General features: G+C 43.4%; 18 protein-coding genes. All 18 read right to left on the bottom strand.

Annotated features, from left to right (window positions below; translation table 11 throughout):
* The 18 genes from frr to B1s21160_RS04490 all read right to left on the bottom strand — a co-directional run bounded on the left by frr (position 1) and on the right by B1s21160_RS04490 (position 20,716).
* Positions 1 to 564: a ribosome recycling factor gene (frr, locus tag B1s21160_RS04405; protein ID WP_095672559.1), complete on the bottom strand. Its 564-nt coding sequence runs from the start codon at positions 562 to 564 to the stop codon at positions 1 to 3.
* Between the two features lie 63 nt (positions 565 to 627).
* Positions 628 to 1,344, bottom strand: a complete 717-nt coding sequence (gene pyrH, locus B1s21160_RS04410; RefSeq protein WP_095672560.1) for a UMP kinase — start codon at positions 1,342 to 1,344, stop codon at positions 628 to 630.
* Positions 1,345 to 1,378: 34 nt separating this feature from the next.
* The gene (gene tsf, locus B1s21160_RS04415; protein WP_095672912.1) at positions 1,379 to 2,206 is read right to left on the bottom strand and encodes a translation elongation factor Ts; all 828 of its coding nucleotides are present in this window, start codon (positions 2,204 to 2,206) and stop codon (positions 1,379 to 1,381) included.
* A gap of 1 nt (position 2,207) precedes the next feature.
* Positions 2,208 to 3,023 (bottom strand): 30S ribosomal protein S2, encoded by an 816-nt coding sequence (rpsB, locus tag B1s21160_RS04420; protein ID WP_095672561.1) that lies wholly within the window; start codon positions 3,021 to 3,023, stop codon positions 2,208 to 2,210.
* Between the two features lie 438 nt (positions 3,024 to 3,461).
* Positions 3,462 to 4,640: a class I SAM-dependent methyltransferase gene (locus B1s21160_RS04425; protein ID WP_095672562.1), complete on the bottom strand. Its 1,179-nt coding sequence runs from the start codon at positions 4,638 to 4,640 to the stop codon at positions 3,462 to 3,464.
* 3 nt (positions 4,641 to 4,643) lie between these two features.
* Positions 4,644 to 5,543 (bottom strand): tyrosine recombinase XerC, encoded by a 900-nt coding sequence (locus B1s21160_RS04430; protein ID WP_095672563.1) that lies wholly within the window; start codon positions 5,541 to 5,543, stop codon positions 4,644 to 4,646.
* Positions 5,544 to 5,553: 10 nt separating this feature from the next.
* Positions 5,554 to 7,143 carry a citramalate synthase gene (gene cimA, locus B1s21160_RS04435; RefSeq protein WP_095672564.1) on the bottom strand — a complete coding sequence of 530 codons (1,590 nt, stop codon included), beginning with the start codon at positions 7,141 to 7,143 and terminating at the stop codon, positions 5,554 to 5,556.
* Positions 7,143 to 8,228 (bottom strand): branched-chain amino acid aminotransferase, encoded by a 1,086-nt coding sequence (locus tag B1s21160_RS04440; RefSeq protein ID WP_095672565.1) that lies wholly within the window; start codon positions 8,226 to 8,228, stop codon positions 7,143 to 7,145. Before B1s21160_RS04440 ends, cimA begins: the two co-directional genes overlap by 1 nt.
* Positions 8,225 to 9,262 (bottom strand): 3-isopropylmalate dehydrogenase, encoded by a 1,038-nt coding sequence (locus B1s21160_RS04445; protein ID WP_041888071.1) that lies wholly within the window; start codon positions 9,260 to 9,262, stop codon positions 8,225 to 8,227. Before B1s21160_RS04445 ends, B1s21160_RS04440 begins: the two co-directional genes overlap by 4 nt.
* Complete coding sequence (gene serA, locus B1s21160_RS04450; RefSeq protein ID WP_041888069.1) at positions 9,259 to 10,854, bottom strand: phosphoglycerate dehydrogenase; 1,596 nt, start codon at positions 10,852 to 10,854, stop codon at positions 9,259 to 9,261. Before serA ends, B1s21160_RS04445 begins: the two co-directional genes overlap by 4 nt.
* Complete coding sequence (ilvC, locus tag B1s21160_RS04455; RefSeq protein ID WP_190276977.1) at positions 10,847 to 11,872, bottom strand: ketol-acid reductoisomerase; 1,026 nt, start codon at positions 11,870 to 11,872, stop codon at positions 10,847 to 10,849. The genes serA and ilvC overlap by 8 nt, the downstream gene beginning before the upstream one ends.
* 33 nt (positions 11,873 to 11,905) lie before the next feature.
* Positions 11,906 to 12,457 (bottom strand): acetolactate synthase small subunit, encoded by a 552-nt coding sequence (gene ilvN, locus B1s21160_RS04460; protein ID WP_095672566.1) that lies wholly within the window; start codon positions 12,455 to 12,457, stop codon positions 11,906 to 11,908.
* A complete protein-coding gene (locus B1s21160_RS04465) occupies positions 12,457 to 14,193 on the bottom strand; it encodes an acetolactate synthase large subunit (protein WP_095672913.1) in 1,737 nt (578 codons plus the stop codon). The genes ilvN and B1s21160_RS04465 overlap by 1 nt, the downstream gene beginning before the upstream one ends.
* A 237-nt stretch (positions 14,194 to 14,430) precedes the next feature.
* The gene (gene ilvD / locus B1s21160_RS04470) at positions 14,431 to 16,122 is read right to left on the bottom strand and encodes a dihydroxy-acid dehydratase (RefSeq protein ID WP_095672567.1); all 1,692 of its coding nucleotides are present in this window, start codon (positions 16,120 to 16,122) and stop codon (positions 14,431 to 14,433) included.
* 9 nt (positions 16,123 to 16,131) lie between these two features.
* Complete coding sequence (gatB, locus tag B1s21160_RS04475) at positions 16,132 to 17,628, bottom strand: Asp-tRNA(Asn)/Glu-tRNA(Gln) amidotransferase subunit GatB (RefSeq protein ID WP_095672568.1); 1,497 nt, start codon at positions 17,626 to 17,628, stop codon at positions 16,132 to 16,134.
* The gene (gatA, locus tag B1s21160_RS04480; RefSeq protein WP_095672569.1) at positions 17,625 to 19,124 is read right to left on the bottom strand and encodes an Asp-tRNA(Asn)/Glu-tRNA(Gln) amidotransferase subunit GatA; all 1,500 of its coding nucleotides are present in this window, start codon (positions 19,122 to 19,124) and stop codon (positions 17,625 to 17,627) included. Before gatA ends, gatB begins: the two co-directional genes overlap by 4 nt.
* Positions 19,125 to 19,421: an Asp-tRNA(Asn)/Glu-tRNA(Gln) amidotransferase subunit GatC gene (gene gatC, locus B1s21160_RS04485; protein ID WP_095672570.1), complete on the bottom strand. Its 297-nt coding sequence runs from the start codon at positions 19,419 to 19,421 to the stop codon at positions 19,125 to 19,127.
* 26 nt (positions 19,422 to 19,447) lie between these two features.
* Positions 19,448 to 20,716, bottom strand: a complete 1,269-nt coding sequence (locus B1s21160_RS04490) for a glutamate-5-semialdehyde dehydrogenase (protein ID WP_095672571.1) — start codon at positions 20,714 to 20,716, stop codon at positions 19,448 to 19,450.
* Positions 20,717 to 20,726 lie beyond the last annotated feature (10 nt).

The following is a 20,726-nucleotide window of genomic DNA, read 5'->3' on the forward strand; positions in this document are numbered from 1 at the left end:
TTAAACCTCTAGCAACTCAGCTTCTTTATGCTTTAACAACTCATCAATCTTGGCCACATGATCACTGGTAGTTTTTTCTAACTCTTTTTCTGCTCTTGCCAAATCATCTTTACCAACCTTGCCATCTTTTTCAAACTTTTCCATTGCCTCTTTCGCAGCCCGCCTGATAGCACGAATGGCAACCTTTGAATCCTCTGCTTTTCCCCTTGCCACCTTAATAAACTCTTTACGTCTCTCCTCAGTTAATTGCGGGAAATTGACTCTAATCACATTGCCATCTGAGCCCGGATTTACCCCTAAGTCAGAATCTCTAATTGCTTTTTCAATCGCCGCCATGGCGCCCTTGTCATAAGGAGTAATCATGGCAAGACGAGCCTCTGGAACTTGAACTGTTGCAAGTTGTGAAAGTGGTGTGCCAGTTCCGTAGTAATCAACCATTAACTTAGCAAACATTGCCGGGTGCGCTCTGCCAGTTCTGATCGTGGCGAAATCCTCTTTAGCAACCTCAATTGCTTTATTCATTTTAGTGTTGCACTCTGCCAGTGAGGTAGTTAAATCTGCCATTTTATTTACTCCCTTTATTAAATCACACTCTACTAGCAATCTAGCAGAGTGGGTAAATTAGGCTTAGGAAACTAAAGTTCCAATGCTCTCACCAGAGACCGCTCGCTTGATATTGCCCTTATTTTTAAGATCAAAGATCACAATTGGCAGTTTGTTCTCACGGCATAGTGCAAATGCTGCGGCATCTGCCACCGCTAGTGATTTACTTAAAACTTCATCAAAGGAAATTGAATCATATTTTTTCGCAGATTTGTCTTTGCGAGGATCAGCTGAGTAAACCCCATCCACGCCACTTTTTGCCAACAGCAGCGCCTGCACACCAATCTCAAGTGCTCTTTGAGCTGCAACTGTGTCGGTAGTAAAAAATGGCATACCAGCACCGGCACCAAAAATTACAACTCTTCCTTTTTCTAAATGTCTGATTGCTCGACGTGGCACATATGGCTCTGCCACCTGTCCCATTGTGATTGCAGTTTGAACCCGGGTTTCAATTCCCTCTTTTTCTAAGAAATCTTGTAGCGCTAAACAATTCATTACTGTGCCCAGCATTCCCATGTAATCTGCCCTGGCGCGATCCATGCCCCGTTGTTGCAGCTCTGCGCCTCTAAAGTAATTTCCACCGCCAACTACTACTGCAATCTGAGTACCAGCTCTCACCACCTCAGCGATTTGATTGGCTACATCATGAACTACATCAGGATCTACTCCGATGCCTTTTTCACCACCAAATACTTCACCAGATAATTTAAGAAGCACTCGTTTATATCCCTTGCGTGACATGAGCACTCCTTCCCTAATTATGGTGTTGAAAAGTTTACTGTCCTACCCGGAATCTATTAAAGGTGGACACGGCAGTCTTCGCCTCATCTAAAATTTGCTGCACGGTTTTCTTGGCATCCTTGGCAAATGCTTGCTCTAGAAGTGAAACCTCTTTCACAAAGCCAGTAACTCGACCTTCAACAATTTTGGCAATTGAGGCCTCTGGTTTTCCTTCACCACGCGCTGTCTCCTCCGCTAACCTGCGCTCCTTTGCGATCTCATCAGCTGGCACTTGATCCCGGCTGACATAAACAGGTGCGAAGGCGGCAATATGTTGGGCAATATCTTTTCCAACAATTTCAGCTGCATTTTTTAATTGCACCAAAACACCAACCTGTGGTGGTAGATCAGGGGATGTCTTATGTAGATATAAAGAGACTGGTGAACCAGTTAAAACACTAATTCGCTTGATCTCAATCTTCTCCCCCAACATCGCATTGCCCTCATCAATTACCTCTTGCACAGTTTGGCCTGATGAAAGTTTTGATGATGAAAACTTATCAAGCTCGGCAATCTTTGATGTTGATAAATGATTCAGTAGTTGGTCGGCAAGAGCTTGAAACTTATCCCCTTTTGCCACGAAATCAGTTTCACAATTTAGTTCAAGCAGTACGCCAAGATCACCCTCTGCTTTACCAGCAACTAAACCATTTGAAGTGGCGCGTCCCTCGCGCTTGGTGACTCCTTTTTGACCCTTGATGCGAATGATCTCTACCGCTTTTTGGTAATCACCATCTGCTTCATCCAATGCTTTTTTGCAATCAAGCATTCCGGCAGCGGTCTGCTCCCGTAATTTCTTAACATCCTCTGCCGTATAAGCCAACTTATGCACCCGCTGTTTCAGTTGGTTCTTTAATTAAATCTTTCTCCCAGTCAGCAAGTGGTTGCTCTGCTGTTTTTTCAGCAGCTGCTGCTGCCTCTGCCGCTGCCTTGTCAGCAATCTTTGCCGCATTTGCTGAGCGAATTTGTAATCCAGCTGCAATTGCATCTGTCATTACTCGGGTAAGGAGTGCGATGGAACGAATAGCATCATCATTTCCAGGAATCTTAAAATCAACCTCATCTGGATCACAGTTGGTGTCTAAAATGGCAATTACTGGAATGCCAAGTTTCTTCGCCTCAGCAACTGCAATGTGCTCCTTCTTAGTATCAATAACCCAAATTGCCGCCGGCAACTTAGTCATATTGCGGATTCCATCTAGGTTTTTGTTTAGCTTCTCGCGCTCACGGCGAAGTACTAGCAACTCTTTTTTAGTTAATAATTGATCATTGGCGTTTTCAAGCGCTTCTAACTCTTTAAGTCTAAGTACTCGCTTATAGACAGTTGGAAAGTTGGTAAGCATTCCACCTAACCATCGCTCCGTTACATAAGGCATGTTGACTCGAGCAGATTGCTGCTTGATTGGCTCATGTGCTTGCTTCTTCGTGCCAACAAAAAGAATGTGGCCACCTTTAGCAACTGCATCTTTAATAAACTCATAAGCAGCATCAATTAGCGCTAATGATTGTTGAATATCGATAATGTAGATACCGTTGCGCTCAGTAAAAATAAAGCGCTTCATCTTTGGATTCCATCGACGAGTCTGGTGACCAAAATGAACACCACTGTCGAGAAGTTCTCGCATTGTTACAACCGCCATGGCGGCACACTCCTTTTTCACTCCTTTATTTACCGCTGTGTTTTCACACATTTAGTAACAAAGAGCACTCGGTTTGTGATCAAGCAATTTGCTAGATCCCTAGCATCTAGAACCGAGTAGTTATTGCTAACTACACCGAACAGGTCCATAAGTTATTAATTAGTAATTAATTAATCACTTTAAGATACGTGAAGTCACGAAACTTTTGATTCCGTGCTGAGATGAATCCTACCTGAATATTTCTGCCCAATTTTCCACACCCAAACCCCCACCTACACGCAGAAATTACTGTTGCTGCAAGATTGGCAGGTGAAACTGACCTATCTAATCACCACCCCACTTACCACTTTGGCGATTGGACTAATAATTGGGGTTGGAATTGGGAATTATCAGGTAGTTGATTGTGAGGTAGTAAGTGAAAGTGGGTACTGCCAAAATCTAGGACCGGCTGATCTGCGTCGCAGCTTTTAACTCATCTGCTAGCAAATTTGCAAGGTATGGTTTTATCTGCCAATCATTGATCAATTGGTGAAACCTTTGTTTATCAAGATCAGAGGGCGCAGCGCCAGTTTTCACAGCTCTAATTAAAATGTTACGTGCAGTATGTTCTCCGCCAATAAACTCCACAATATCAACCCTAAAGCCAAGTAACTTTAAGATCTGCGCCCGCAGTGAATCAGTCATCAGATCAACCAACCGCTCTTTCACAAGTCCATACTTTGTTAATAATCCCCATGGTTCAGGTGACTCTTTGATCTGAGTTTGCAATTCATGCATACAACAAGGAGCAGCCATAATTACCTTGGCATCATTTTTCACCGCCCAATAAATTGCATCATCTGTGGCGGTGTCACATGCGTGCAGTGCTATCGCAATATCAACTTTTTGATCTGGTGTATCAGCAATTTTGGCAGCTAGGAATTTGGCCTCAATTTTTAACTTAGCTGCCACCTTTTCATTATGTTGCTTAGAATCCTCTCGCTCATCTACCCCAAGAATTGATACTTTTTTGTACTTATCCTTCAAGAACTCCTGTAATGCAAAAGTAAGGTATGCATGGCCACACCCTAGGTCAACAACTTTTATCTCATCGCCGGAGATTAAAGGGGTATTTAAAGTTTGATCAATTAACCGTAAAAACTCATCAACTTGTTTGTACTTATCCATTTTGCTGGGCTTAATTCGCCCCAAAATGTCTGCCATATCAAGTGCTTTGAAAACCTGATTTCCTTCGGCCAGCATCCGCTGCTTTTGCCGGTCATGAGCTAACTCTCTACTTAACTTCACCTTACTGACAGATAAAAGTGCCTCATCTTTTTTAGATACTTTTACTTGAAAGGATTCAGTTTCAGTATCAACTAGCAGGTTGGCATAGCCAGAGTTAAGTAATTGCGCAAAATCAAAATCCGCTGCCACATTTTTGGTGAAATCTTTCTTGCCATCACTACTTATAATTTGAAGCTTGACTCCATCTTTAAGCATTACTGGTTTGATATCAATCCTAAGATACTTGGGTTGCAGATTACGGCGTTGACCAGAGAGAACTGCTCTAACAAATTGTGGTGATCTTATTTTTTCTACTAATTGCGCAATTGCATCTGGCAACTGAGTTTTCATTAGCTATGCCCGTGGGTGTGCTTGTTTATAAGCTGATTGCAATCGCTCGGGTGATACATGGGTGTAGATCTGAGTGGTGGATAAAGAGGCGTGCCCAAGAATCTCTTGCACAGTTCGCAAATCAGCACCGCCTTCTAGTAAATGTGTTGCAGCGCTATGACGAAGTCCGTGTGGCCCCATAGATGCACCAACTGCTTTCATCGCCTCATAAACCACCTCACGTACTGTGCGCTGATCAATTCGCTTCCCTCGAGAGCCAAGAAATAAAGCTTCAGCAGATTGTTGATTAACAAACTCACCTCTAGCGTTGCTTAAATAGCTTTCAATTGTTCGCATTGCAGGCAAACCTAATGGCACTACCCGCTGCTTATTTCCCTTACCAATAACATTTAAGGTATTCCTAGATCTATCTACATCACTAAGGTTTAAGCCACAAAGCTCAGAGACTCGAATACCAGAGCCATATAAAACTTCAACTATGGCCAAATCCCGTCTATTAATTGCTGTCGGCTCCTCAATAGCTTTGAGTTCAAGTGCTTTCATAACAGTTGCAGCCTCTTCAATATTTAAAACTTCGGGTAATACCTTGTGCGGCTTGGGAATAGCCAAAGTTGCTCCTAAATCTGAGGTGAGCCAACCATTTGCTGCTGCCCAGTTTGTGAAGGCGCGAATGGAAACAATTCTTCGAGTTAAGGTGGATCTGGCAACTCCAGTGCTTTGTAGATTAGCTAGCCAAGATCTAATGTGTTCTATTTCTAATTGATTAAACTCAACTATTCCTAGTTTTTCCATATGCCTTAAAAATGATTCTAAATCCGTGACATATCCCCTAATTGAGTTGTCAGATAAATTTCTGACTAATGCCAGGTGCTCCTCATACTGGGTGATTAGGGCAGCGGACATGATCAGCAGATTACTCGGGTTTTCGTCCCTGCCTTAGTAAGCCATAGGTAACCGCGTCATCTAATGCCATTGCTGAGGCTGCAATCACATTTTCATGCACGCCTACTGTGCTCCACTCGCCATTGCCATCACTGGTCTCAACTAAAACTCTAGTCACCGCACCAGTTCCTAAACGACCTTCCAAAATACGCACCTTGTAATCAGTTAGCTCAAGTTTTGATAACTCTGGATAAAAACTTTCTAATCCAGATCTTAAAGCGTTATCGATAGCATTAACTGGGCCATTTCCCACACCATTTGCAGAGATGCTTTCACCCTTTGCTTTAATTTTAACTGTTGCCTTACTTGTTACTTTTCCAGATTCATCCTGATGAACCGTGGTTTGCCAATCTTCAATGGTAAAAAAGCTTGGCCGCTTGCCCAAAACCTCAGTACGAAGCAGTAATTCAAAGGAGGCATCAGCTGCTTCAAAGGTAAAGCCTTTTCCTTCAAGCTCTTTAACCTTTTCAACTACTCTGGCAATTAAATTCTTATCCCCACCCAAATCAATGCCAAGCTCTACTGATTTCAATTCAATTGAAGCACGACCAGCCATCTCAGAAACCAACATTCGCATGTCATTGCCTACTGATTCTGGTGTTTCATGTTGATACATCATGGGATCAACTTTTATTGCGGAGGCATGTAATCCTGCTTTGTGCGCAAAGGCTGAGGTTCCAACATATGGCTGACGGGCACTTGGCGCCACATTTGTAATCTCAGCGACTGCATGTGAAATACGAAATGCCTCTTGCAATTTGCCATTAGGTAAGACAGTTTTGTTCTTTTTTAGCTCAAGATTTGCAATGATATTTACCAAATCAGCGTTACCTGTTCGCTCACCATATCCATTCAATGTTCCCTGCACATGGGTTACGCCAGCAGAAATTGCCGCTAATGAATTTGCAACTGCGCAGCCAGTGTCATTATGACAATGAATTCCCAGCCGTGCCTTCGACATCGTTAATACTTCATGCACAATATTTGATAACTCATCTGGCAACATGCCACCATTTGTGTCACAGAGCGCAACTACATCAGCACCGGCCTCCGCCGCCACTCTTACCACCTCAAGAGCGTAAGCTTTATTTGAAATATAACCATCAAAGAAGTGCTCAGCATCTAAGAAAACTCGTTGTCCACCAGATTTTAAAAATTTAATTGAATCAGCGATCATTGCTAAGTTTTCATCTAATTGAGTCTTTAATGCCAGGTCAACATGGCGATCATGGCTTTTTGCCACCAGTGTGACAGCTGCTGCTTTTGAATCAACCAAGGCTCTGAGCAGTAGATCATCGGCAGCTTTAACACCAGGGCGCCTTGTCGCACCAAATGCAACAAAGGTGGCATTTTTCAGTTTCAACTCAGTTTGCGCTAGTTTAAAAAATTCAGTGTCTTTAGGATTCGCTCCTGGCCAGCCACCTTCAATAAAACCAACACCTAAGTCATCTAAGTGTCTGGCAATAGTTAATTTGTCATGAACTGAAAGATTTAAACCCTCTTGTTGGGCGCCGTCACGAAGTGTGGTGTCATAAATATGAAATGAATCATTAATTGGCATCAGATAACTCTTTTATTCCAGCCATGCTTATCTGCTGCTGTGCCATGTTGAATCGCTAGCAATGCTGCGCGTATCTCATTTGTGATAACACCTGGTTGACCATTACCAGTTTGCCAAGTGCCGTGAATGCTTTTTGCAGCACCTACTGCCGAGACAACTGCTGCTGTGCCGCAAGCAAAAATCTCTGTGATCTCACCTGATTTAACGCCATCGCGCCAATCATCAATTGAGATCATCGCCTCTTCGGTTTTGTATCCAAGATCTGCTGCCAAAGTTAATATTGAATCTCGAGTGATGCCAGGAAGTAATGTGCCGGTTAATTTTGGTGTGATGATTTTGGCGCTCTTTCCACTTCCCTTAATAAAGTAGAGATTCATGCCACCCATCTCCTCTACCCATTTTCGTTCAACTGCATCGATATAGGCAACTTGATCACAACCCTCTTTAGCTGCTTGCTTTTGCGCGAGCAAAGACGCTGCATAATTTCCGCCACACTTTGCCTCACCGGTACCACCTAATGCTGCTCTCACATACTCAGTTGAGATCCAAACTGTTACCGCTTTTGCAGCGTTGAAGTAAGCAGCCGCTGGAGTGGCAATTAAAATATAGGTCGCATGATTGGAAGGCCGTACTCCTAAACCAACCTCAGTTGCGATCATAAATGGGCGAAGGTATAGAGATTCACCAACCTTCTTTGGTACCCAACCAGCATCTGCTTTTACTAACTCTTCAACAGTTTTTACAAAAAAATCAACTGGCATTTCAGGCAATGCAATACGAGCAGCTGATTTTGCAAACCGTTTTGCGTTTGCATCTGGCCTAAATAATGAAACTCCACCATCTGGTTGTGAGTAAGCCTTCATTCCTTCAAATATTTCTTGACCATAATGAAAAACCATTGCCGCCGGATCTAATGTAATTGGACCATATGGTTGCAAATTTGCATCAGCCCAACCAGCTGTCTCACTCCACTCAGCTACCACCATATTGTCGGTGTAGTACTTACCAAAACCTGGCTCTGCTACTCGTTTGTCTCGTTCAACGGCTGAAACTGGATTTGAATTTGCATTACTAATTACCTTCATAGGACTCCAGCCACTAATGCGTCGCCAATTTCGGTGGTTGATCGCTTCTTCTCACCACGTGCAGCTAAGTCCTTAGCCACCGCAACCTCCACATCACTTGCCGCTTTCGCTTGCCCAAGATGATTTAACATCATAGCAATTGATAAAACTGTTGCAGTTGGATCAGCTAAATTCTTGCCGGCAATATCTGGTGCTGAACCATGGACAGGCTCAAACATCGAGGGAAACTGTCCGGTTGGATTGATATTTCCACTTGCTGCTAAACCAATTCCCCCACAAATTGCTGCAGCAATATCAGTAATAATATCGCCAAATAAATTATCAGTTACCACTACATCAAATCGCTCTGGGTTGGTAACAAAGAACATTGATGCTGCATCTACATGTAGGTAATCAGTTGTAATTTGTGGGAAATCCTTAGCCACCTCATTAAACACTCGGGTCCAAAGTCCACCCGCTCTAGTCAATACATTGTTTTTATGAACCAGAGTAAGTTTTTTGCGGGGACGATTCATTGCTCGATTAAAAGCATCTCGAATCACCCGCTCCACACCCTTATAGGTATTTATTGATTCTTCAATTGCCAACTCTTTATTTGTTCCCTCATCTTTCAATGAGCCAGCACCAACATATAACCCCTCGGTCCCCTCTCTAACTACAATGAAATCAATTCCCTTGTTGTTTGTAATTGGGGATGTAACTCCTGGGAATAATTTTGCCGGCCTTAAATTAATGTAATGCTCAAATGCAAATCTCAGCTTTAGTAATAAGCCTCGCTCCAACACTCCACTTGGTACGGTGGGATCGCCAACTGCGCCTAACAAAATCACATCGGCTTTCGCTAACTCTGCCATAACCGAATCTGGCAAAGTTTCCTTAGTTTTATGCCAGTAGGCTGCGCCCAGTTCGTAATTTGTTTTTTTAAACTCTAAATCATATTTTTTAGCAACGGTATCTAAAACCCGCAAGCCTTGAGTTACGACTTCAGGTCCGATTCCATCTCCTGGAATTGTTGCTAAGTTGTAGGTTTTCACTCACTCACCAAATTAACAAAGCGGACTAATGAAGCACCAGTCTCTTTTGCAATCACATCAATGATCTCTTTAGGAATAACCGAATCAACAGTTAGTGCCATCAAGGCTTGGCCTCCTGCTTGGGTACGACCCACCTGCATATCAGCGATATTTATTTTCAATTTGCCCAGTGCATTTCCAACCACACCAACCACACCAGGACGGTCGGCATACCTTAGGAACAGTAAATTACTTGAAGGTTTTAAATCTAGATCTAATTGATCGATTCCAACAATCTTTTCTACTTGCCTAATTCCCATTAAGGTGCCACTGACAAATACTTGGCTGCCATCAGCACAAGCTGCCCGTACAGAAACCAAATTACGGTGATCTGGACTTTCAGCATTAGTTGAAACCGTCGAGGTTAAATCTTTTTCATTAGCAAGATTTGGCGCATTGACATAAGTAACATCTTCAGTGCCCATAGCAAGCAAGGCCCCTTTTAGTGCGCTAGTTGCAAGCACTGAAACATCGAGAGTTGAAATCTCGCCTCGAACCTCAACATCAATTGCAGATATAACATCCTCTGCAAGTGCGGTAGCAACCTGTGCTAATTTTTCAACAAGTGGAAGTGCTGGCCTGACCGCTTCATCTATTGCGCCACCTTTTACATTTACTGCATCTGGCACTAATTCACCAGATAAAGCTTTTCTGACAGATGTTGCTACTGCAATTCCAGCTCGCTCCTGTGCTTCATCGGTTGAGGCTCCCAAGTGCGGCGTGGCAACCACATTATCTAATGTAAACAAAGGTGAATCAGTACATGGTTCAGTGGCAAAAACATCAAGCCCGGCGCCAGCAACTCTTCCAGATTTCAACGCTTCATAAAGAGCAGTCTCATCTAATACACCACCACGGGCTGCATTAATGATTCTTACCGTTGGTTTAACTTTTTTGAGTGCATCTGCGCCAATTAAATTTGCTGTCTCTTTTGTCTTTGGTAGGTGAATTGAGATGAAATCACTTGTTTTAAGTAATTCATCAAGTTCAACTAATCTGACATTTAATTGCGCAGCTCTTGCTGGCTGAAGATATGGATCATAAGCAACCACATTCATACCAAATGCTTGCATCCGATGGGCAACCAATTGGCCAATTTTTCCAAAACCCACAACTCCTAAAGTTTTCTCAAATAACTCAGCACCAGAGTATTTAGATCTTGCCCACTTACCATTTCTCAAAGCGGCATGCGCAGGTGAGATAAATCTTGCAGTAGCAAGGAGCAATCCAATTGCTAATTCGGCGGCCGAGACAATATTTGAGGTAGGAGCGTTAACCACCATAACGCCTGCAGCAGTAGCTGCAGGAATTTCAACATTATCTAAACCCACACCTGCTCTAGCGATTACCTTTAACCCTTTTGCTGCAGCAATTGCCTCCGCATCCATCTTGGTAGCAGAACGGATTAAAACCGCATCAACTCCCTTAGAAAGCGCTGCTAGTAATTCACTGCGATCTGCACCGTTGCAATTGCGCACCTCAAACTCAGGTCCTAACGCCGCTAATGTGGCAGGACTGAGCTCTTCAGCAATTAATACAACGGGTTTAGCCACGCGCTGCGGTTCCCTCTTTGTAATCATCTTTGTTTGAGGATTTCACCCAAGACATCATTTTGCGAAGATCTCTACCAACCTGCTCAATTGGATGGACCTCACCTTTTGCGCGAAGTGCCTTGAACTCAGGAGCACCAGCATCTTGATCATCAATAAAGCGCTTAGCAAATGCACCTGATTGCACATCAGCTAGTACCGCCTTCATATTCTCTTTAACACTTGGATCAATAACTCTTGGACCTGAGATGTAATCACCATACTCGGCTGTATCTGATACCGACCATCGCTGTTTTGCGATGCCACCTTCATACATAAGATCAACAATTAGTTTTAATTCATGTAAGCACTCAAAATAGGCAACCTCTGGTTGATAACCAGCCTCGATTAAGGTTTCAAATCCATACATAACTAATTGGGATGCACCACCACAAAGTACTGATTGCTCACCAAATAAATCTGTCTCACACTCTTCGGTGAATGTGGTCAAGATTCCACCAGCGCGCAGACCGCCGATTGCTTTGGCATAAGAAAGTGTTAATGGCCAGGCATTTCCAGTTGCATCTTGCTCTACCGCCACAATTACTGGCACTCCCCTACCTGCTGAGTATTCTCGCCTTACTAAGTGACCAGGGCCTTTTGGTGCAACCATACAAACATCAACCTTGTTAGTTGGTTTGATGTAACCAAATCTAATATTAAAGCCATGACCAAAAAATAAAGCTGCGCCATCTTTGATATTTGGCGCAATTGAATCATTATAAATATGGCGTTGCACATGATCAGGAGCTAAGAGCATCACCACATCTGCGCCTTTTACTGCATCGGCAACTGTTGCCACCTTCAGACCTTCAGCCTCTGCTTTTGGTCTTGATTTTGACCCTTCCGCTAAACCAACTACAACATCAACACCGCTATCACGAAGTGATAGTGCATGCGCATGTCCTTGTGAGCCGTAGCCAATTACCGCAACTTTTTTAGATTGGATAATTGCTAGATCTGCATCTTCATCGTGATACATCGTTGCCACTTTATATCTCCTTAGGTTGTTGGTTTAATTCTGGTAATCAGCAGTTGAGCTATTTGGATCTGACTCGTTAGCAGTTCCCATAGTGCTTAGCGTACGGTCCGCCAGGGTGTGATCTCCCCGCTCTAGCGCCACTAAGCCTGATTGAACTAACTCACGAATTCCGCTTGGTTTTAAATCATTTAACAATGCTTCAATCGCAGCAGAGCTTCCGACCGCTTCAATTGAAACGGTGGTGGCAGATTCATCTGCAATTACCGCTTGGTGCTTCTTAGCAATTTCTTTATTGGCAGGGGTGTTGGCAACCTTCACTAATAAAATCTCGCGCTTTAGGGAGTCAGAATCCTTCATTTCAGAGATGCCAATAACATTTACTAATTTAAATAATTGCGCACTTACTTGATCAAGAGCGTGCCCTTCTAAGTTTAAAACAATAGTCATTCTAGAAACTGTTGGGTTTTCTGTTGGACCCACTGCAAGTGAATCAATGTTGTAGCCGCGACGAGAGAACAAAGATGCTACTCGCGCTAGAACACCAGGTGAGTTTTCTACCAAGACAGCCAATGTGTGAATTGCCATTACAACTCCTGTGAATCCCAGACAGGTGCCATTGATCTGGCAACGGTAATATCATCATTAGATGTGCCAGCTGCCACCATTGGCCAAACCATCGCATCACGATGGACATTAAAATCAACTACTACTGGGCGATCATTAATCGCCATAGCTGCCTCAATAGTCTTATCAACATCCTCTGGCTTCTCACATCGCATTCCAACACAACCCATCGCCTCTGCTAACAATTTGAAATCAGGAACTCGCTTTGAATGCAGATCAGTATTTGAGTAGCGCTCGTTATAAAACAGTGTTTGCCACTGGCGAACCATTCCTAATGATTCATTATTAATCACCGCTACCTTAATTGGAATATTATTTAACGCGCAGGTCACTAACTCTTGATTTGTCATTTGGAAGCAGCCATCACCATCTATTGCCCACACAGTTGTGTCAGGTGCGCCAACCTTTGCACCCATTGCCGCTGGAACTGCGTACCCCATCGTGCCAAGACCACCTGAGTTAAGCCAGGTTCTTGGTTTCTCATAACCAATAAATTGTGAGGCCCACATCTGATGTTGACCAACACCGGCTGCAAAGATTGTGTCAGGGCCTGAAATCTTGCCAATTCTTTCAATTACATATTGCGGTGAAACAGAACCATCTGCTGGTTTGTCATAGCCAAGTGGAAATTTTTTGCGCCACCCATAAACCTCATTAAGCCATGGAGTTAAATCGGGAGCAGATTTTGCTAGCGCTGCTTTGGTTGCTGGGTTTAGCACCTTTAATATGTTTTTCAAATCACCAATCAATGCCACATCAGCATGACGATTTTTACCAATCTCGGCTGGATCAATATCAGCATGAATTATCTTGGCATTTGGTGCAAAGGTTGAGAGCTTGCCAGTAACTCGATCATCAAATCTTGCGCCTAAAGTTATTAGCAGGTCTGCTTTTTGTAGCGCAGTTACAGCAGCAACTGTGCCATGCATACCAGGCATTCCAAGATGTTGGTTATGAGAGTCTGGGAAAGCACCTCTTGCCATCAAGGTAGTAACTACTGGTGCGCCAGTTATTTCAGCAAGCTGCATCAACTCTCGTGCGGCATTTGCCTTAATTACACCGCCACCAACATAAAGCAGAGGTTTCTTGGATTGAGCAATCAGCGCAGCTGCATCTCTGACCGCTTCACTTTTTGGCTCCAACACTGGGTTATAGCCTGCAAGTGAAACAGTTTTTGGGTAATTAAAAGTCGTCTCCTTTTGAAGTGCATCCTTGGCAATATCAACTAATACCGGACCAGGTCTGCCGGTGCTGGCAATATAAAAAGCTTCTGCAATCGCCTGTGGAATATCATCCGGATTTGTTATTAAATAATTGTGCTTAGTTATTGGCATGGTTACACCACGAATATCTGCCTCTTGAAACGCATCGGTACCAATCGCTGCTGAAGGTACTTGTCCAGTAATTGCCACCATTGGAACTGAATCCATCTGGGCATCAGCAAGTGGGGTTACTAAATTTGTTGCGCCCGGACCTGAGGTTGCAATACAAACACCAACTCGCCCAGTAGCTTGGGCATAACCAGTTGCTGCATGTCCCGCGCCTTGTTCATGCCTTACTAAAATATGTCGAATCTTAGAATCAAAAATTGGATCGTAGGCAGGAAGAATTGCGCCCCCTGGGATGCCAAACATGACATCAACACCAGCGGCTTCAAGTGCGTTAACTAAGCTTTGCGCACCGTTCATCTTGCCCATCATTTCCTTCCTTTATTGCTCCCGTAATACAAAACCCCCCAGTTTTATCTGAGGGGTGCGAACTAACTATTGCTGTTAGCGCGCACGCTCGATAATCACTACGACCACTGATGTGATCGAAAGTTGTGAGATTAGCGATGTCTTCTTCATAGGCGTAGTTTCGCAGGTCAGATATCAGGTAGTCAAACCCTGAGATAGTGATCTCATTATTTGAGCGTGCTTATAACAAAAGTGCAATTAATCGCAGACCGCACCCTTTGAAGCACTGCCCACTAGTTTTGAATATTTCGCTAATACACCACGACGGTACTTATGTGGAATTGGCTTAAAGCTTTTCTTTCGCTCATTCATCTCTTTTTCATCAACTACTAAATCTAAAGTACGTTTTTTAATGTCAACTCTGATCAGATCACCATTTTTGATAAATGCTATTGGTCCTGCATCAACCGCCTCTGGTGCAACATGGCCAACACATAATCCAGTAGATCCTCCTGAGAACCGCCCATCTGTTAATAGCAAGACAGATTTACCAAGACCTGCCCCCTTAATGGCGCCAGTAATCATCAACATCTCTCGCATACCAGGACCACCTTTTGGTCCTTCGTATCGAATTACTACAACATCTCCTGCCACAATCGCACCACTTTCTAATGCATCCATCGCAGATTGCTCACGCTCGAAAACCTTTGCTGGACCCTCAAAAAATTCAACATCTATTCCCGCTGTTTTACAAACTGCACCCTCTGTCGCCAACGACCCATGAAGGATTGTTATCCCACCACCCAAAGCAAGTGGATTTTTCACCGCTTTTAATATTTCACCATCAGCATCAGGTGGTTTAATATTCTTTAAGTTCTCCGCCATACTTTGTCCAGTAACAGTCAAACAATCTCCATGTAGTAGACCTGCATCTAGCAGCGCCCGAAGAATCACTGGAATTCCACCAACTTTATCGAAATCAGTCATTACATACTTTCCAAATGGTTTTAAGTCACCAAGTAATGGCACCTTAGAACCAACTCTGTGAAAATCTTCAAGTGTTAAATCAACCTCTGCTTCATGAGCAATTGCAAGCAAGTGAAGTACGGCGTTAGTTGATCCACCTAGTGCCATAACAACTGTGATTGCATTTTCAAAAGCTTTTTTGGTAAGAATCTGCCTGGTGGTAATTCCCTTGCGAATTAACTCCACAACCGCAGCTCCTGATTTAACTGCGTAATCATCACGGCGGCGATCAATAGAGGGAGGGGATGCTGAACCAGGCAGTGATAAACCAATTGCCTCACCTACTGCCGCCATCGTGTTAGCGGTGTACATACCACCACATGCACCTTCACCTGGGCAAATAGCCCTTTCAATTTTATCAACCTCCTCCTGCGAGATTAATCCGCGAGCGCAAGCACCAACCGCCTCAAATGCATCAATGATTGTGACATCTCTGCCATCTATCTTTCCTGGCATGGTGGAACCTGCATAAACAAAAACACTTGCCACATCCATCCGTGCTGCTGCCATCATCATCGCTGGCAAAGATTTATCACAACCAGCAAAGGTGACCATGCCATCGAATCGCTCTGCCTGCATCACAGTCTCAACTGAATCAGCGATTACCTCTCTTGATACCAGAGAAAAATGCATTCCTTCATGTCCCATAGAAATTCCATCAGAGACTGAGATCGTGCCAAATTGCATTGGAAATCCACCAGCATCAATTACGCCCTTCTTTGATGCTTTGGCTAATCTATCTAGGGATAAATTACAGGGTGTAATTTCATTCCAAGAGGATGCAATACCAATCTGTGGCTTAGCAAAATCCTCATCCTTCATACCAACAGCACGCAACATTCCTCGTGCCGGAGCTCGCTCCATACCATCTGTAACTAAGCCAGATCGTGGCTTCATTTTATTTGGTAGATTTTTTTCGCTCATGAGATTAGTTTATTGCCCTAAATGCTTTAGTAATAGTTCTCTCACCTTAGCCGCATCTGCTTGGCCACCTGTTAATTTCATCACCGCACCAATCAAAGCACCCGCTGCTGGGATATTGCCACTGCGAACCTTTTCAGCTGTATCAGGAGCGGCAGTGATTGCTGCTTCGATCGCCTTCATAAGTGCGGAATCATCAGAGACAACCTTAAGTCCACGTTTTGCAATTACCTCAGTAGGTGATCCTTCACCTGCAATTACACCCTCAACAACTTGCCGAGCTAATTTGTCAGTTAATTCACCCTTACTTATCAATTCAATTATTTGAGCAACATCCTTCACTGATATTAATTCAGTTGCTAACACCGCGCGATCATTGGCAATTCGAGAGATCTCACCTAACCACCAAGATCTAGCCTTTGTTGGATCCGCGCCAAGTAAAACTGTTTGCTCAACAGTATCTAGCAACTGCGCATTAACCATCGCTGCCATCTCTTTATCTGGCACATCCCATGCAGTTTGTAATCGTTTGCGACGCTCAGCTGGTTTTTCTGGTAGCAATTTACGTAACTCTTCAATCCATTTACTATCTGGTGCAACTGGAACTAAATCTGGCTCTGGAAAGTATCGGTAATCCTCCGCCTGCTCCTTAGATCTACCTGGCCTAGTTTGACCACTCTCCTCTAAGAAGTGACGAGTCTCTTGCACAATTTTTTCACCACTTTCTAATCTATTTCCCTGGCGCACCGCCTCACCACTTACCGCTCTTTCAACTGAGCGCAGTGAATTAACATTTTTTGTCTCACTTCTAGTACCAAGTTTTCCACTGCCAGATTTAGAAAGTGACAGATTCACATCACATCTAAGTGAACCTTGCTCCATCTTTACATCAGAGACTTTTAAAGCTTTCAAAATATCCCGCAAAGTGGCTACATAAGCCTTGGCAACAGCTGGTGCGTATTTGCCAGTATTCGGCACCATCTTGGTAACAATTTCTACCAACGGAATTCCTGCCCGGTTGTAATCAAGGAGTGAGTAATCAGCGCCATGGATTCGCCCAGTTGAGCCACCGACATGAAGTGATTTACCAGTGTCCTCCTCCATATGCACTCTTTCAATCTCCACTCGAAAAGTTTTACTACCCTCATCAGTTTCAACCTCAACATCTAAATACCCGTTGGTGCAGATTGGCTCGTCATACTGGGAGGTTTGAAAATTCTTAGGCATATCTGGATAGAAGTAATTTTTACGAGCAAATCTTGAGAAGGGTGCGATGGAGCAATTCAAAGCTAGGCCAATTAATATTGTGCTTTCGATCGCCCGCTTATTAACAACTGGCAACGCACCTGGTAACCCCAAGCAGACTGGACAGGTTTGGGTATTTGGCGCCGCCCCAAAATCAGTAGCACAACCACAAAACATCTTTGATTTGGTATTCAACTCAACATGTACTTCAAGTCCTAATGTTGGCTCATATTTTTCTAATACTTGATCATAATTTAAACTCATTTTGAACCCACTAACTTTGGTGCGAAATCTAGAATAGGTTTTTTCCACTTAGCCAGCAGTGCTGCCTCAAGTGCTCCGCCAACTAAATACATTCGATCATCTTTCATTGCAGGTGACATGATTTGAAATCCAACCGGTAAATTATCCTCATCTGCTAAACCACAAGGCAGACTCATGCCGCCAATACCAGCCATATTTACTGGAATTGTTGCAATATCATTTAAATACATCGCAAGTGGATCATTACTTTTTTCACCAATTTTAAATGCCGTAGTCGGAGTAGTTGGTGAGACTAATACATCACATTTAGCAAATGCTTTATCAAAATCTTGCTTGATTAGTGTGCGCACCTTTTGGGCTGAACCATAATAAGCATCGTAATAACCAGAGGATAAAGCGTAGGTGCCAAGAATAATTCGCCGCTTCACCTCACGACCAAACCCAGATTGTCTAGTTAAATTCATTACCTCCTCGGCGCCCCTTGTCCCATCATCGCCCACTCTTAAACCAAATCGAATGGAGTCAAATCTTGCTAGATTTGATGAGCACTCACTCGGTGCGATTAAATAATAAGCAGCAAGTGCGTACTCAAAATTTGGACAAGATACTTCAACAATTTCAGCCCCTAATTTCACTAACTCAGCAATCGCTTCATTAAATTTGTTTTCAACACCTTTTTGGTAGCCATCTCCTGCTAATTGTTTAACTACACCAATCTTGACTCCCTTTACATCAAGTTTCTTAGCAGCTGCAACTACATCTGGGGTTACCTGATTTATGCTAGTTGAATCCTTTGGATCAAAGCCGGCAATAACTTGGTGTAAAAGTGCTGCATCTAAAACTGTTCGAGCACAAGGTCCTGCCTGATCAAGTGAGGATGAGAATGCAACTAATCCATATCTAGAAACTGCGCCATAAGTTGGCTTTACGCCAACAGTTCCGGTAACAGCTGCAGGTTGGCGAATTGATCCACCAGTATCAGTACCGATTGCAAGTGGTGCCTGAAATGCTGCAAGTGCTGCTGATGATCCACCGCCTGAACCACCAGGAATTCTAGATAAATCCCAAGGGTTATGAGTTGGACCAAATGCTGAGTTCTCAGTTGATGATCCCATCGCAAACTCATCCATATTTGTTTTACCTAAAATTACAATCCCAGCAGCTTTTAACTTACTAACCACAGTTGAGTCATATGGTGGTTTCCAGCCCTCTAAAATTTTAGAGCCACAAGTTGTCGGCACATCTTTTTGCACCATTACATCTTTCAAAGCAAGTGGCACGCCTGCAAGAGGTGATAATTTCTCACCAGCAAGGCGCTTCTTATCTACTAACTCTGCTTGCGCTAAAGCACCTTCTTTATCTAAATATAAAAAAGCATGTACATCTTTATCGACTGCATTAATTTGATCAAAATGCTGATTTGCTAACTCAACTGCGCTAACTTCTTTTTTATTAAGGGCAGCTGCCATTTCTGAGGCATTATCTCTAATGCTCATTTACTCTTCACCTAAAATTTGTGGCACTTTAAATCTTTGCTCAGCAGTTGCTGGCGCACCAGATAAAGATTGCTCTGGCGACAGACTTGGGGTTACTACATCTTCACGGGTTACATTATTGACATCAAGTGGATGCGATGTTGGTTTGACATCTGCTGATGCCACCTCTTGAACTCGCTTTACCGCACCAAGAATTACATCCATCTCACCAGCTAAATGATCTAGCTCTTCATCCGACATTGAGATTCGGGCTAGCCGGGCTAGGTTTGCTACTTCATCGCGGGAGATTGCAGCCATAATTGGTGAGTATAACTGGTGCTAATTCACTCGCGTATTTGCCCGCTACCGCTAACAATCCATGTTGTTGTTGTCATTTGCTCAAGTCCCATCGGCCCTCGAGCATGCATTTTTTGATTTGAAATTCCGATTTCAGCACCAAATCCCATCTGTCCACCATCGGTAAATCTTGTCGAGGCGTTTACCATGATCGCAGCGCAATCATTTAAAGAGGTAAATTTAGAGATCGCATCTTGATCACTAGCCACAATTGCCTCAGTATGTTTTGTGCCATACCTAGCAATATGATCAATCGCTCCCATTACATCACTGACCTGAGCTACATTTATTTCTAAGGTTCCATACTCAGTTGACCATGATTCTTGGGTTGCAAGATTTACCTTTATTCCAGTTTTATCGGCAATCTTCTTACTTTGTTCATCTGTATTAATGATTACACCAGCCGTTTTCAGCTCCTTGAAGACGATTGGTGTGAACTCATTAGCAATATCCTGATGAATAAGTAAGGTCTCAGCTGCATTACAAACACTTGGCCGATCACATTTGGAGTTTATTAAGATTGCGATGGCTTTTTTAAAATCTGCAGATTTATCTACATACACATGACAAACCCCAGCACCAGTCTCAATTGTTGGCACAGTTGCTTCATCAACCACGGAGCGAATCAATTCAGAACTTCCTCGGGGAATTACCAAATCAATTTTTCCTCTGGCGGTAAGCAATGCGGTGACTGTGCTTCGATCTGTTGCAGGAATAAGCTGAAGAACCTCACTTGATATCGGCGTACTATTAAATGATTTCTTCATAACATCTATCAGAACTTGATTGCTATTTACTGCAGTTGATGAGCCCCGTAAGAGTGCAGCATTGCCAGACTTTATTAAGATTACTGCTGCATCAACTGTGACATTTGGGCGGGCTTCATAAACCATACCCACAACGCCAAAGGGCACGGAGATCTGTTTTAGATTTAAACCATTAGCTAAATTGCGTTCCACAATAATCCTGCCTAGCGGATCAGGTAACTTTGAAATATCACGCGCAGCTTGCGCCATCGCTTTTACTCTATTCGGCGTAAGCAATAGCCGATCTTGTAGCGATGAATTAATGCCAGCACTCTGTGCTGCCTGCATATCTATTTGGTTAGCCTTTAGAATTAAATCTAGGTTTATTTCTAATTGATCAGCAATATTGAGTAAAACTTGATTGCGCTCTTTTGCAGATGAAGATGCTAGGGTGCGCGCTGCAGAGTTGGCTTTATTGGCAATTTCTGCAATTACCGTAGTGGCATCCATACCCTTAGCC

Source organism: Candidatus Nanopelagicus hibericus, from assembly GCF_002288005.1.
GTDB lineage: Bacteria > Actinomycetota > Actinomycetes > Nanopelagicales > Nanopelagicaceae > Nanopelagicus > Nanopelagicus hibericus.

Coding starts and splice junctions, on each gene's coding strand:
- frr (WP_095672559.1), bottom strand. CDS start 564: ATGGCAGATTTAACTACCTCACTGGCAGAGTGCAACACTAAAATGAAT.
- pyrH (WP_095672560.1), bottom strand. CDS start 1,344: ATGTCACGCAAGGGATATAAACGAGTGCTTCTTAAATTATCTGGTGAA.
- rpsB (WP_095672561.1), bottom strand. CDS start 3,023: ATGGCGGTTGTAACAATGCGAGAACTTCTCGACAGTGGTGTTCATTTT.
- B1s21160_RS04425 (WP_095672562.1), bottom strand. CDS start 4,640: ATGAAAACTCAGTTGCCAGATGCAATTGCGCAATTAGTAGAAAAAATA.
- B1s21160_RS04430 (WP_095672563.1), bottom strand. CDS start 5,543: ATGTCCGCTGCCCTAATCACCCAGTATGAGGAGCACCTGGCATTAGTC.
- cimA (WP_095672564.1), bottom strand. CDS start 7,143: ATGCCAATTAATGATTCATTTCATATTTATGACACCACACTTCGTGAC.
- B1s21160_RS04440 (WP_095672565.1), bottom strand. CDS start 8,228: ATGAAGGTAATTAGTAATGCAAATTCAAATCCAGTTTCAGCCGTTGAA.
- ilvC (WP_190276977.1), bottom strand. CDS start 11,872: ATGTATCACGATGAAGATGCAGATCTAGCAATTATCCAATCTAAAAAA.
- ilvN (WP_095672566.1), bottom strand. CDS start 12,457: ATGGCAATTCACACATTGGCTGTCTTGGTAGAAAACTCACCTGGTGTT.
- B1s21160_RS04465 (WP_095672913.1), bottom strand. CDS start 14,193: ATGGGCAAGATGAACGGTGCGCAAAGCTTAGTTAACGCACTTGAAGCC.
- ilvD (WP_095672567.1), bottom strand. CDS start 16,122: ATGAGCGAAAAAAATCTACCAAATAAAATGAAGCCACGATCTGGCTTA.
- gatB (WP_095672568.1), bottom strand. CDS start 17,628: ATGAGTTTAAATTATGATCAAGTATTAGAAAAATATGAGCCAACATTA.
- gatA (WP_095672569.1), bottom strand. CDS start 19,124: ATGAGCATTAGAGATAATGCCTCAGAAATGGCAGCTGCCCTTAATAAA.
- gatC (WP_095672570.1), bottom strand. CDS start 19,421: ATGGCTGCAATCTCCCGCGATGAAGTAGCAAACCTAGCCCGGCTAGCC.
- B1s21160_RS04490 (WP_095672571.1), bottom strand. CDS start 20,716: ATGGATGCCACTACGGTAATTGCAGAAATTGCCAATAAAGCCAACTCT.